Source organism: Ligilactobacillus sp. LYQ135, assembly GCF_053711055.1.
This window is the reverse complement of record NZ_JBSJYT010000002.1, coordinates 244,655-258,162: the sequence shown is the minus strand read 5'-3', so window position 1 is coordinate 258,162 and position 13,508 is coordinate 244,655. Positions and strand designations below refer to the sequence as shown.

General features: G+C 34.1%; 13 protein-coding genes. All 13 read left to right on the top strand.

Translation table 11 applies throughout. The annotated features are described in order from the left end of the window. The first annotated feature begins 2 nt into the window (after positions 1 to 2). The 13 genes from ACWCL1_RS03230 to ruvX all read left to right on the top strand — a co-directional run bounded on the left by ACWCL1_RS03230 (position 3) and on the right by ruvX (position 13,498). Positions 3 to 428, top strand: a complete 426-nt coding sequence (locus ACWCL1_RS03230; protein WP_454545496.1) for an acetyl-CoA carboxylase biotin carboxyl carrier protein — start codon at positions 3 to 5, stop codon at positions 426 to 428. A gap of 1 nt (position 429) precedes the next feature. Then, positions 430 to 858 carry a 3-hydroxyacyl-ACP dehydratase FabZ gene (gene fabZ, locus ACWCL1_RS03225; protein ID WP_454545495.1) on the top strand — a complete coding sequence of 143 codons (429 nt, stop codon included), beginning with the start codon at positions 430 to 432 and terminating at the stop codon, positions 856 to 858. A 2-nt stretch (positions 859 to 860) separates the two neighbouring features. Continuing rightward, on the top strand, positions 861 to 2,225 hold the full coding sequence (gene accC, locus ACWCL1_RS03220; RefSeq protein ID WP_454545494.1) for an acetyl-CoA carboxylase biotin carboxylase subunit: 1,365 nt from the start codon (positions 861 to 863) through the stop codon (positions 2,223 to 2,225). Next, positions 2,225 to 3,061, top strand: a complete 837-nt coding sequence (locus ACWCL1_RS03215; protein ID WP_454545493.1) for an acetyl-CoA carboxylase carboxyltransferase subunit beta — start codon at positions 2,225 to 2,227, stop codon at positions 3,059 to 3,061. The genes accC and ACWCL1_RS03215 overlap by 1 nt, the downstream gene beginning before the upstream one ends. A gap of 10 nt (positions 3,062 to 3,071) precedes the next feature. Continuing rightward, positions 3,072 to 3,851: a carboxyltransferase subunit alpha gene (gene accA / locus ACWCL1_RS03210; protein ID WP_454545545.1), complete on the top strand. Its 780-nt coding sequence runs from the start codon at positions 3,072 to 3,074 to the stop codon at positions 3,849 to 3,851. A 17-nt stretch (positions 3,852 to 3,868) separates the two neighbouring features. Next, the gene (gene fabI, locus ACWCL1_RS03205; protein ID WP_454545492.1) at positions 3,869 to 4,627 is read left to right on the top strand and encodes an enoyl-ACP reductase FabI; all 759 of its coding nucleotides are present in this window, start codon (positions 3,869 to 3,871) and stop codon (positions 4,625 to 4,627) included. A gap of 72 nt (positions 4,628 to 4,699) precedes the next feature. Further along, a complete protein-coding gene (zwf, locus tag ACWCL1_RS03200) occupies positions 4,700 to 6,172 on the top strand; it encodes a glucose-6-phosphate dehydrogenase (RefSeq protein WP_454545491.1) in 1,473 nt (490 codons plus the stop codon). Between the two features lie 127 nt (positions 6,173 to 6,299). Next, positions 6,300 to 7,379: a DNA polymerase IV gene (gene dinB / locus ACWCL1_RS03195; protein WP_454545490.1), complete on the top strand. Its 1,080-nt coding sequence runs from the start codon at positions 6,300 to 6,302 to the stop codon at positions 7,377 to 7,379. A 58-nt stretch (positions 7,380 to 7,437) separates the two neighbouring features. Continuing rightward, entirely contained in the window at positions 7,438 to 8,406 is a 969-nt protein-coding gene (locus ACWCL1_RS03190; protein ID WP_454545489.1) for a DHH family phosphoesterase, read from the top strand. Continuing rightward, positions 8,399 to 9,730 carry a DEAD/DEAH box helicase gene (locus ACWCL1_RS03185; protein WP_454545488.1) on the top strand — a complete coding sequence of 444 codons (1,332 nt, stop codon included), beginning with the start codon at positions 8,399 to 8,401 and terminating at the stop codon, positions 9,728 to 9,730. The genes ACWCL1_RS03190 and ACWCL1_RS03185 overlap by 8 nt, the downstream gene beginning before the upstream one ends. A 256-nt stretch (positions 9,731 to 9,986) precedes the next feature. Further along, on the top strand, positions 9,987 to 12,629 hold the full coding sequence (alaS, locus tag ACWCL1_RS03180) for an alanine--tRNA ligase (protein WP_454545487.1): 2,643 nt from the start codon (positions 9,987 to 9,989) through the stop codon (positions 12,627 to 12,629). Positions 12,630 to 12,791: 162 nt separating this feature from the next. After that, entirely contained in the window at positions 12,792 to 13,070 is a 279-nt protein-coding gene (locus ACWCL1_RS03175; protein ID WP_454545544.1) for an IreB family regulatory phosphoprotein, read from the top strand. Further along, on the top strand, positions 13,058 to 13,498 hold the full coding sequence (gene ruvX, locus ACWCL1_RS03170; RefSeq protein WP_454545486.1) for a Holliday junction resolvase RuvX: 441 nt from the start codon (positions 13,058 to 13,060) through the stop codon (positions 13,496 to 13,498). The genes ACWCL1_RS03175 and ruvX overlap by 13 nt, the downstream gene beginning before the upstream one ends. The last annotated feature ends 10 nt before the right edge of the window (positions 13,499 to 13,508 follow it).

Genomic DNA, 13,508 nt, shown 5'->3' with positions numbered 1-13,508 from the left:
AAGTGGATTTTGATCAAATCAACCAAATTATTGATAAATTTAATCAATCAAGTATACGCGACTTAGAAATAAATGATGATAATTTCCATTTACATTTAAGTAAAAATGAAAAAGTAATTGATAATCATCAAGTTGAAAATTTATCTCCAAAAGTAACAACTACTGAAATACAACCACAGCCAAGTGGGACTATCCAAATTAAATCCCCAATGGTTGGAACGGTTTATTTGCAACCAGAGCCAGGGAAAGAAGAATATGTCAAAGTTGGTCAAAAAGTTAAAGCAGGCGATGTAGTTTGCATTGTTGAAGCCATGAAGATGATGACAGAAATTAAAAGCGATGTTTCAGGAGAAATTACTAAGGTTTTAGTTACTAATGAAGAAATGGTTGAATTTGATCAACCATTATTTGAAGTAAAGGAAGGATAAAATGGAGTTAGATATAAATCAAATTAAAAGTATAATTCCACATCGTTATCCGATGCTTTTAATTGATAAAGTAATCGATTTACAACCAGGTAAAAAGGCAACAGCTATTCGAAATGTAACTGCACACGAAGAAGTTTTTAATGGCCATTTTCCTGGAAATCCAGTGATGCCGGGAGTATTAATCGTTGAAGCATTAGCTCAAACCGGAGCAGTTGCACTTTTATCAATGGATGAATTTAAGGGGAAAACAGCTTATTTTGGAGGTATTAAAAGTGCCCGTTTTCATAAAATGGTTCGTCCAGGGGATACATTGATATTAGAAGTCGAATTAACTAAATTGCGCAGTCACATTGGGACTGGTAAAGGAATTGCTTATTTGAATGATGATAAAGCATGTAGTGCAGAATTAACGTTTATGATCGGAGATTAAAAATGTTTAAAAAAGTTTTAGTTGCAAATCGAGGAGAAATTGCAGTACGAGTAATTCGTTCGTTAAAAGAAATGAATATTAAAACAGTGGCAATTTACTCTATAGCAGATCAAGAAAGTTTACATGTTCAATTAGCAGATGAAGCAGTTTGCATTGGTGATAGTAAACCACAACATTCATATTTGAACATGAAGGCGATTTTAGCTGCGGCAATTGGAACTGGCGCTGAAGCAATTCATCCAGGATTTGGATTTTTATCTGAAAATAGTCAATTTGCAAAGTTATGTGAACAATGTGGCATTGTTTTCATTGGACCACGCCCAGAAACAATTGAGTTAATGGGAAATAAGGCCAATGCACGGATGAGAATGCAAGAAAGTAATGTTCCAGTGATTCCGGGAAGCAAAGGATTTATTTCGGATGTGAAACAAGCACTTAAGGTAGCAAATAATGTAGGATATCCGGTAATGTTAAAAGCTGCTGCAGGTGGCGGTGGCAAGGGAATTCGTTTAGTAAATGATGATCAAGAAATGAAACAAGCGTTTAAACAAGCGCAACGGGAAGCTCAACTTTCATTTGATGATGATCGAATGTATCTTGAAAAAGTAATGAGTAATGTAAAGCATTTAGAAGTACAGATTTTTCGCGATAAAATGGGACATACAGTGTATTTTCCTGAAAGAGATTGTTCTATTCAAAGAAATAAGCAAAAAGTTATTGAAGAAACTCCTTGCTCAATTTTAAATGATGATGAACGTAAGCAACTTGGAACAATTGCAATTCAAGCAGCGAAGTCACTTGACTATTTAAACACAGGTACAATTGAATTTTTAATGGATGAAGAACATCATTTTTATTTTATGGAAATGAACACCCGCATCCAAGTTGAACATACCATTAGTGAAATGGTAACTGGTCAAGATATTGTTAAGGCACAAGTTCAAGTTGCCAATGGAGGAAAAGTACCATTTACGCAAAGAAAATTGGAAGCACATGGAGTAGCAATTGAATGTCGGATTAACGCAGAAGATCCAGCAAACAATTTTTGTCCAGCAGCAGGGACAGTTGAATACTTATATTTACCTACTGGAAATTTAGGTGTTCGTATTGATACAGAGTTATATCCTCAAGCAAAAGTTTCACCATTTTATGATTCAATGGTTGCTAAGGTCATTTCGTGGGGACGAACGCGAGATGAAGCAATTGCTAAAATGAAACGCATACTATCTGAGTTAGTAATAAAAGGGATCAAAACGAATGTTAAATTTCATCAAGCTTTCCTTGAAGATCCGGTTTTTAAAAGTGGAAATGTAACAACTGATTATCTTGAAAAACAATTCTTACCTAAATGGAAGGAAGACTTATAATGCAACTTTATGATAAGAAAAGTCGGATAAGTGAACAACATATCAAGGCTAATGCTAAGGCAATGAAAAAAGTTCCAGATGGCTTATGGGTAAAGTGTCCTAAGTGTCATCGAGAAATTTTTGCTGAAAATCTTGGAAGATACAAAACTTGTCCATATTGTAGTTTTGGATTTCGAATTGGGGCACGTGAACGATTGGATTGGTTAGTGGATGATTTTGATGAATTTAGAGAAAAAATTCCAGAAACAAATCCAATTGACTTTCCTAATTATGAAAAAAAGATTCAAGATTGTCGACAAAAAACAGAAATCGATGAATCCATTTTGACTGGAATTGCTAAAATCAAGGAACAAAAATTTGCTTTAGGAATTATGGATCCAGGGTTCATTATGGGATCTTTAGGAAGTGTGACTGGCGAAAAAATCACGCGTTTATTTGAGTATGCTACTAAACAACAACTTCCAGTAGTTATTTTTACAGCTTCTGGGGGTGCACGAATGCAAGAAGGAATTTTTTCATTAATGCAAATGCAAAAAATAACGCAAGCAATTCAAGCCCACTCTCAAGCAGGATTATTTTATTTAAGCATTCTAACTGATCCAACTACTGGTGGAGTAACCGCTAGTTTTGCAAATGAAAGTGACATTATTTTAGCGGAACCGCATGCACTAATTGGATTTGCTGGTCGTAGAGTAATTGAACAAACAATGCATCAAAAAATTGCAGATGATCTTCAATCTGCTGAAACGTTAATGAGAAATGGTTTCATTGACGAAATTGTTGAACGAAAACATGAAAAAGAAATAATTGAGAAATTAATTAAGTTAAATCGATAGGAGGATCTTAATAGTGAACACGAAAAAAAATGCAGCTCAAATTGTTGAAAAAGCACGTGCAAAAGATAAGATTACTGCTATTGAATTAATTAATGGGATTTTTACTGATTTTTTTGAATTACATGGCGATCGTGCAACAGAAGATGATCCTGCAATTTTAGGTGGTTTAGCATACTTTAAAGATCAAGCAGTAACAGTGATTTCTACAAATAAAGGAAATTCAGTTAAAGAAAGGCTTGATTGTCATTTTGGATGTCCTACTCCAGCTGGATATCGAAAAGCACGACGCTTGATGAAACAAGCCGAAAAGTTTAATCGATCAGTGATTCTTTTTGTAAATACAGCAGGTGCTTATCCAGGAAAAGAAGCAGAAGAACAAGGTCAAGGTTACTCAATTGCTAAAAACTTAATGGTAATGAGTGAACTTCAAACACCAATTATTACCATCATTACTGGTGAAGGCGGCAGCGGAGGAGCATTAGCATTAGCTGGCGGTGATTCAGTTTGGATGCTTGAAAACAGTATGTACTCAGTATTATCTCCAGAAGGATTTGCTTCAATTTTATGGAAAGATAGCAAAAGAGCCGATGAGGCTGCTGAAGTTTTACAACTTTATCCTGAAAAATTATTAAATCAAAAAGTAATTGAAGGCATCATTCCGGAATGTGAAAATCATCAAAAAATTTGTGATGAAATTGCACTTGTTTTACAAACAGAGTTGAAACGATTGCAAAGTCTATCAATTGAAGATCTATTAGATCAACGCCATGCACGTTTTCGGAAATTTTAAAGGTAAGGGGCAGTCAGATGAGTAACTTATTAAGTGGAAAAAAGATTTTAGTAATGGGTGTTGCGAATAAACGCTCCATTGCTTGGGGATGTGCTCAAGTAATGGAAAAAGAAGGCGCCAAATTAATTTATACATATCAAAATGAACGCATGAAGAAAAGTATTCAAAAACTTGTTAATAATGAGCAAGCACTAATTGAATGTGATGTTGCTGAAGATCCAAATATTGAAAAAGCTTTTAATGAAGTTCAAGAACGTTTTGGCAAAATTGATGGAATTGTTCATGCAATTGCCTATGCTAATCGAGATGAACTACAAGGCGACATTATGAGTACTAGTCGAGAAGGTTACGATTTAGCTCAAAATATTTCAGCATATTCATTAATTGCAGTTGCTAAGTATGGCCAAAAGATTTTAAATGATCCAGCAAGTATTGTGACATTGACATATATGGGATCAACACGGGCAATTCCAAACTACAATGTAATGGGAGTTGCAAAGGCTGCATTAGAATCTAGTGTCCGCTATTTGGCGCGTGATATGGGAAAATATGGTGTACGTGTAAATGCCATTTCTGCAGGAGCAATGAAGACTTTAGCAGTTACAGGAGTTGCTGATCATGCTAATTTGCTTAAAGAATCAGAAAATCGTACTGTTGATCAACATTCAGTTACTTTAGATGAAATTGGCGGAACTTGTGCATTTTTAATGAGTGATTTATCTACAGGTGTCGTTGGGGATGTTATCTATGTTGATAAAGGTGTCCACCTAATTTAAAAAGCGCTTGTCGAAAGTTATTTTTATAGTACAATAAAAATGTAAAATTAACTTGAAAGTGATGGGATTGTTTTGAAAGAACGTAAATCATTATTTATTATTTTTGGTGCAACCGGTGACTTAGCTCAACGAAAGTTATATCCAGCATTATTTAATCTTTATCAAAAAGGATTTTTGAAAAAAGAATTTGCAGTAATTGGAACTGCACGGCGTCCTTGGACAGATGAACGTCTTCAAGAAGTTGTACGTAATAGTGTTGCTGGAATGGAGAACAATGCAATTGAAATTAATCAATTTGCAAGTCACTTTTATTATCAAGCACATAATGTTAACGATACGGCACATTATGAAACTTTGAAGGCATTAGCTGATAAATTGGATGAAAAGTACCAAATTGGTGGTAACCGAATTTTTTATTTAGCAATGTCACCAATATTTTTCGGAACAATCGCTCAACATTTAAGATCACAAAAATTAGTTACGGATAATGGATTTAATCGTTTAGTTATTGAAAAACCATTTGGCCATAATTTGCAAAGTGCACAAGCATTAAATAATGATATTGCACAATATTTTGATGAGAAAGATATTTTCAGAATTGATCATTATTTAGGAAAAGAAATGGCACAAAGTATTTATGCAATTCGGTTTGCCAATCCAATTTTTAGTTCTTTATGGAATAATCGCTATATTTCAAATATTCAAATTACTTTAGGAGAAGTCCTAGGGGTAGAGGAGCGTGCCGGCTATTATGAAAATGTTGGTGCACTTCGAGATATGGTTCAAAATCATATTTTACAATTAGTTTCTTTGTTAACAATGAATGCTCCGGTTGCATATAAAGATGTTGATATTGAACGCGAAAAAATTAGTGCATTGAAAGCATTAAAAATTTATGAACCTGATGAGGTTCGGCGCAATTTTGTTCGTGGACAGTACGGGGCAGCTCATGGAATGCCTGCATATCGGGATGAAAGTCAAGTTAGCGAAAATTCAATGACAGAAACTTTTGTAGCAGGTAAAATTTTTGTTAATAACATGAATTTTGCAGGAGTGCCGATTTATATTCGAACTGGTAAACGAATGGCTACAAAGGGAACTCGCATTGATGTTGTCTTTAAAGATATGCCTAATAATATTTTTTCAAATGAGAAATTGAATTCAAATGTATTAACAATTAATATTGATCCAACTCCAGGAACTAGCTTACGACTAAATGAAAAAGAAGTTAGCGAAGAAAACTATCCGGTAAGTAGCGTGAAGTTGAACTTTAAGCATAACTCTACAATAAAAGCACGTACTCCTGAAGCATATGAAAAGCTCTTATTAGATGTAATTAAAGGAGATTCAACGAATTTTGTTCATTGGGAAGAAGTGCGTTACTCATGGAAATTTATTGATGCCATTCGTAAAGCATGGAATGAATCCAATGAAGATCCTGCCATTTTTCCTAACTATGATTGTGGCACAATGGGACCGCGTGAAGCAGATGAATTATTAATTCACGATGGGAACTATTGGGAGTTTAATCCACTAAGATATTGATAATAAAGAGACTGTGACGCAAGTTGCAGTCTTTTTTAATCCGTTAGTTTGACACCTTATTATAATCATTGACCCGAACAAATATTCGGTATAAAATGATTATACATTAATTAGGAGGTCAGGTATAATGAAGCAAGCACGTAAAATTATTCATGTTGATATGGATGCATTTTATGCTTCAATTGAAATGCGCGATAACCCACAATTAAAAAATAAACCGCTTGTAATTTCACGCAATCCACAACATACAAATGGCCGCGGAGTAGTTGCAACGGCTAATTATATTGCACGTTCTTATGGTGTTCATTCTGCTATGAGTGCTTCAAAAGCGCTAAAATTATGTCCACAGGCATATTTTAAAAGACCTGATTTTCCTAAATATAAGCGTGTTTCTCAGCAAATTCATGAAATATTTCATCAATATACAGATAAAGTTGAACCAGTGGCATTTGATGAGGCATATTTAGATGTAACTGATAATAAATTGAAAATTAATTCACCAGTAACTTTAGCACATCGATTACAGCAAGAAATATATGATAAAGTTCATTTAACCTGCTCAACTGGAATTTCATATAATAAATTTTTAGCTAAACTAGCATCTGATTATCGTAAACCAGTAGGATTAACAGTTGTTCAAGCAGAAGATGTCCTTGATTTTTTATTTCCATTGCCAATTGAGAAATTTAGAGGTGTTGGTAAAAAAACTGCTCCTAAAATGCGTCAATTAGGCATCGATAATGGTGAAGACTTATATCAATGGAGTGAAATTGACTTAATTACTGAGTTTGGTAAGATGGGACATATTTTATATCAAAGAGTGCGAGGAATTGATGAGCGTCCGATTGAATGGCAACGTGAGCGTAAATCAATTGGAAGTGAGCGAACTTTTGACCAGCCACTAAGTTCAAATGAACAAGTTGATGAGCAGTTAAATTTAACAGCCAATCGACTTGTTCATGAGCTAAAGCGACAACAAAAACATGGAAAAACTTTAGTTATTAAAGTTAGAAACAGTGATTTTCAAACGATTACTAAAAGAATTACTTTTGATGATTATATTCCGAATCAAGTTGATTCAATTGAATATTATGGACGACAATTATTTGATGATACTCAAAATAATGAAATTGATGTGCGTTTATTAGGATTAACAATGACAAATTTAGACCCACTTGACTTTGAAAATGTAAAATTAGAACTTTGAAAAAATTGAAGGTTCTTTGTATACTTTTAATTAGGAATTTTTTGAGAGGAGTAGAAAAATGGCAGTTCAACAAGATATCATTGAACAAATTAAAAAATACAATACAATTATTATTCACCGTCATGAAAATCCAGATCCAGATGCTTATGGTTCTCAAGGTGGATTAGCTGAAATTATTCGGAATAATTTCCCAGAAAAAAAGGTTTTTCAAGTAGGTGAAGAAAATCCTAGTTTAACTTGGATAACAACAGAGGATCAAATTGATGATGACGTTTATAAAGATGCGTTGGTGATTGCAATTGATACCGCAAACACTCCTCGAATTGATGATCAACGATATAAAAACGGAAAATTTTTAATTAAAATTGATCATCATCCAAATGACGATGCTTATGGTGATATTTACTGGGTAAATACAAATGCTTCTAGTTCATCTGAAATGGTTGTTGACTTGGTAAATGCTTCAAATGGTCAGTTAGTTTTGAACAAGAAAGCAGCTGCAATGTTATATGCTGGAATTATTGGCGATACTGGTCGGTTTATGTTTAATAATACTTCTGCACATACATTGCGAATTACTGCTCAATTATTCGAATATGGAATTGATGCAGCGGAAATGAATCGAAAACTAGATGAAATTACTCCAGGAATTGCTAAGTTATCAGCATATGTGTGGGAAAATATGAAAATCACGAAACATCATGCAGCTTACATTGTATTAACGCATGATTTAATTAAACAATATGATTTAGGCCCTGCAGGAACTGCTCCAATCGTATCAGTGCTTGGTAAAATTGATACAGTCCTTTGCTGGACATTATTTGTTCAAGACGAAGATGGAGTATATCGTTTGAATTTACGTTCAAAAGGTCCTGTTATTAATGGATTAGCTAAAGAATATGGCGGTGGCGGTCATCCACTTGCAAGTGGTGCCAAAATGGATACTTTAACTGATGAACAATTGAATGAGTTTGTTAATAAAATGGATCAGTTAGCAGCTTCATATACAGGAGAAAATGATGAATAAAAGTTTTGAAGATTATAAATTTAAGCCATTTATAAATACTGCTTTAAAAAAGATGGGATTTGAGCAGCCAACTGCAGTTCAAGCACGGTTAATTCCAACCATTTTAAAAGGTGAAAGCGTAATTGGACAATCTCAAACTGGAAGTGGTAAGACCCATACATTTTTATTACCAATTTTTCAGCAATTAATGCCAGTTAAAAATGTTCAAGCCGTAATTACAACTCCTAGTCGTGAATTAGCATATCAAATTTATGATGCTGCTAAGCAAATTGCACATTTTTCAGAAGAGCCAATTAGTATTCAAAACTACGTTGGTGGAACTGATAAACAACGTCAAATTGAGAAACTAACTAAAAATCAACCTCAAATTGTAATAGGTACTCCGGGAAGAATTTTAGACTTAATTAAATCTCAATCACTTGATGTTCATGAAGTTAAGCAATTTGTAGTTGATGAAGCTGATATGACATTAGATATGGGATTTTTAGATGATACTGATGCAATTGCTTCATCTTTGCCACAAGATTTGCAAATGATGGTTTTTTCAGCAACTATTCCAGAAAAATTAAAGCCATTTTTGAATAAATATATGGAAAATCCTGTTATTGAAATCGTTAAGAATCAAACGATTATCAGTGACACAATTGATAACTGGTTGATTTCAACCAAAGGACGTAATCGTAATCATTTGATTCATCAGTTACTTACAATGGGACAACCATATTTAGCCTTAGTATTTACAAATACTAAGGAAAGAGCAGATGAGTTAACCGATTATTTGCGTCATCAAGGATTAAAAGTTGCTAAAATTCATGGTGGATTGCAACCTCGTGAACGGAAACGTACTATGAAAGCAGTTCAAAATTTGGAATATCAATATGTAGTTGCTACTGATTTAGCAGCACGTGGAATTGATATTCAAGGGGTATCCCATGTAATTAATGATGATTTACCAACTGATTTAGAATTTTTTGTTCACCGAGTTGGTCGGACTGGAAGAAATAAATTAAGCGGAACTGCAATTACATTGTATGATCCAAGTGAAGAAGATAAAATTGAAGAACTTGAAAATTTAGGAATTCAATTCAAGCCTAAGGCAATTAAAAATGGTGAAATTGTTGATTCATATGATCGCAATCGGCGACAAAAACGGCAACGAACACGTGAAAAAATGGATCCTAAATTGCAGGGAATGGTCAATAAACAAAAGAAGAAACATAAACCAGGGTACAAGAAAAAAATTCAGCGTGCAATTAAGCGAGATCAACAACAAAAACGCAGAATTGCACAACGTCAAGCGAGAAAACAAGCACGCAAAAAGTAAGTGGTCAATTGACAATTTAATGATTTTTTCTTATACTGTTTTAGGAATAATAGGATATGGATATAATAATGATGTTTCAGAGAAAACTTGGTTGGTGTGAAAGTTTAATATTATTTTATATTTGCTCCCTGTTAATGAATTAGCAATTAAATAAATTAAAGTGGTTTCGATTAGTATCGTTGCAAGTAAGGTGGTACCGCGCTTTGGCGTCCTTACATGCAATGATGCTTTTTATTTTTCACGGAAAGGAATTTTTATGAAAGAATTATCAAGTGCTGAAATTCGGCAAATGTATCTCGACTTTTTTAAAACTAAAGGACATGATGTTTTAAAAAGTGCACCTTTAATTCCTCAAGATGATCCAACTTTGTTGTGGATTAATTCTGGAGTTGCAACTATGAAGAAATATTTTGATGGAACAGTTGTTCCTAAAAATCATCGGTTAACCAGTTCTCAAAAATCAATTCGGACAAACGATATTGAAAACGTAGGACATACTGCTCGGCATCATACATTATTTGAAATGCTTGGTAATTTTTCTGTAGGAGATTATTTCCGAAAAGAAGCAATTACATGGGCATGGGAACTTTTAACTAGTCCAGAATGGTTCGACATGGATAAAGAAAAACTTTATATTACTGTTTATCCAGAAGATCAAGATTCTAAGAAAGTTTGGATGTCAGTAGGCGTTTCTGAAGATCATATTTTTGAAGTTGAAGATAATTTCTGGGATATTGGTGAAGGTCCATGTGGCCCGGATTCAGAAATTTTTTATGATCGTGGTCAAGAATTTAATAATGTCGCTGAAGATGATCCTGAAAATTATCCTGGTGGCGAAAATGAACGTTATCTTGAAATTTGGAACATTGTTTTTTCTGAATTTAATCATAAGCCAGATGGCACTTATGAACCTCTTCCTCACAAAAATATTGATACGGGAATGGGCTTAGAACGGGTTGTTTCAGTTTTCCAACATGCTAAAACGAACTTTGAAACAGATTTATTTATGCCAATTATAAAAAAAACAGCTGCAATGTCTGCAGGTAAAAAGTATGGTCAAAATGTTGAAGATGATGTTTCATTTAAGGTGATTGCAGATCATGCCCGTGCAATTACATTTGCCATTGGTGATGGCGCTTTACCTTCAAATGAAGGACGTGGATACGTAATTAGAAGATTAATTCGGCGTGCCGAACTTCATGGACAAAAATTAGGAATTGATGGGGCATTCTTGTATAAACTTGTTCCCGTTGTTGGTAAAATTATGCAATCTGCATATCCTGAAGTTTTGGAACAAGCTGAATTTATCCAAAAAGTTATTAAAATGGAAGAAGAACGTTTCAACAATACATTGAAGGATGGAATGCAATTATTAGATCAAGTGATTGCAAGTGCTAAAAAAGAAGGCCAAACTCAAATTGATGGAAAAACAGCATTTAAGCTATATGATACTTATGGCTTTCCATTGGAACTTACACTTGAATATGCTCAAGATGCAGGTTTAGGTGTAAATGAAACTGAATTTGATGCTGAAATGGATCTTCAAAAGAAACGTGCACGAAATGCGCGTTCAAGCGAAAAATCAATGGGAGTTCAAAACGGATTATTAACTGATATTAAAACTGAAAGTGAATATGTTGGTTATGATCGGTTAACTGCCATGGGAGTCTTAAAAGATATTATTAGCGATGATCAATTGGTAGATGAAATTGATGCTAATCAAGAAGTTAAGATGATTTTTTCAATAACTCCATTTTATGCTGAAATGGGTGGTCAAGTTGCAGATCAAGGAATCATTAAAGACGAAAATGATGAAGTAGTTGCTAAAGTTACAGATGTTCAACATGCTCCTAATGGACAAAATATGCATACGGTGAAAGTCTTGAAAAAGATGTTTAAGGATGCAAATTATCAATTAGAAGTTGATAAAAAACGTCATGATAAGGTAAGAAAAAATCATACTGCAACTCACTTATTGGATCAAGCTTTACGTGATGTTTTAGGTGAACATACTCATCAAGCAGGTTCATTAGTTGAACCAACATATTTACGATTCGACTTCACAAATCTTGGCTCTGTAACTGAAGAAGATTTAAAACAAGTTGAAAAAATTGTAAATGACAAGATTTGGGCTGAACTTCCAGTAGAAACAATTGAAACCGATATTGAATCTGCAAAGAAGATGGGCGCAATTGCCTTATTTAGTGAAAAGTATGGCGATGAAGTTCGAGTTGTAAAAATTGGAGACTACTCAATGGAATTTTGCGGAGGAAATCACGCAAATAATACAAGTGAGTTAGGTTTATTTAAGATTGTTTCAGAATCTGGTGTTGGTGCAGGTGTTCGTAGAATTGAAGCGGTCACTTCAAAAGAAGCTTTTGAATTTTTAGAACAACGTAACCAATTGTTAAATCAAGTTGCTGATCAATTGAAAGTGGCTCAAATTAAAAATGTGCCTCATAAAGTTGACCAAACTTTGGCTCAAGTTAAAGAATTAGAACAACAAAAACAAGCACTAGAAGATAAGTTTGCAAGTCAACAAGCCAATGATGTCTTTAAAGATGTGCAAGAAGTTAATGGCAAGACTTTAATTGCAGCTACAGTAAAAGTTTCGGGAATGAGTCAATTACGCCAATTGGCTGATCAATGGAAATCAAAGAATTTATCAGATGTTTTAGTTTTAGGAACTGCAACAGATGATGGCAAAGTTAACTTGATTGCTGCAATGAGTGAAACGGCAATGAAAGCAGGCTTAAAAGCAGGAGATTTAATTAAAGAAATTGCCCCATTAGTAGGTGGTGGCGGTGGTGGCCGACCAAACTTAGCCCAAGCTGGTGGTAAGAATCCTGCAGGTTTAAATGATGCTTTAACAAAAGCAAAAGAGTGGCTTGAAAAATAGTTTGATAAAAAAGCTGGTTTATCCAGCTTTTTTATAATGAGTAAACAAAATAGTTGACTTTTAGCAGTTTGTATTGCATTATCAAAGCAATATAAAATATTTATTTGTTACCTGAAGAGAATTCTAGTAAAATGGAATTGTGAAATGTCACGGGAGGTGTCGATTTTGAGTTCAGATAAAACAGTTTTTTTTGATTACAATCAAGGTGAACGCAAAGAAATCCATGAAACATTGCAAACAGTATACAATGCTTTAGAAGAAAAGGGGTATAACCCAATTAACCAAATTGTTGGGTATCTTCTTTCAGGTGATCCTGCATATATCCCCCGGGCTGAAAATGCACGCAACTTAATTCGAAAATATGAACGTGATGAAATTATTGAAGAACTAGTTCGTTCATATCTTAAAAGAGAGGATATGAATATTAATTGGCACGAATAATGGGACTAGATGTTGGTTCAAAAACAGTTGGTGTGTCTGTAAGTGACCAACTTGGATGGACGGCTCAAGGTGTGGAAATTGTTCGCATTAATGAAGATGAAGAAATTTTTGGACTTGACCGCATTGTTGAACTTGCTCATCAAAATGACGTTGTGGGTTTTGTGATAGGCTTGCCTAAAAATATGAATAATACCTCAGGCCCACGCGTTGAAGCAGCTAAGCATTATGGAGAAATGCTTCAACAAAAACTTGATTTACCAATTGATTATCAAGATGAAAGATTAACTACCGTTGAAGCACAAAGAATGTTAATTGAAGAAGCAGATGCTTCACGTAAGAAAAGATATCAAGTAATTGATAAATTAGCTGCAACATTAATTTTACAAAACTATCTCGATCGCAAGGGAAAACTAGTTAATTTACTATAGGAGGATTAAA

Coding starts and splice junctions, on each gene's coding strand:
- fabZ (WP_454545495.1), top strand. CDS start 430: ATGGAGTTAGATATAAATCAAATTAAAAGTATAATTCCACATCGTTAT.
- accC (WP_454545494.1), top strand. CDS start 861: ATGTTTAAAAAAGTTTTAGTTGCAAATCGAGGAGAAATTGCAGTACGA.
- ACWCL1_RS03215 (WP_454545493.1), top strand. CDS start 2,225: ATGCAACTTTATGATAAGAAAAGTCGGATAAGTGAACAACATATCAAG.
- fabI (WP_454545492.1), top strand. CDS start 3,869: ATGAGTAACTTATTAAGTGGAAAAAAGATTTTAGTAATGGGTGTTGCG.
- dinB (WP_454545490.1), top strand. CDS start 6,300: ATGAAGCAAGCACGTAAAATTATTCATGTTGATATGGATGCATTTTAT.
- ACWCL1_RS03190 (WP_454545489.1), top strand. CDS start 7,438: ATGGCAGTTCAACAAGATATCATTGAACAAATTAAAAAATACAATACA.
- ACWCL1_RS03185 (WP_454545488.1), top strand. CDS start 8,399: ATGAATAAAAGTTTTGAAGATTATAAATTTAAGCCATTTATAAATACT.
- alaS (WP_454545487.1), top strand. CDS start 9,987: ATGAAAGAATTATCAAGTGCTGAAATTCGGCAAATGTATCTCGACTTT.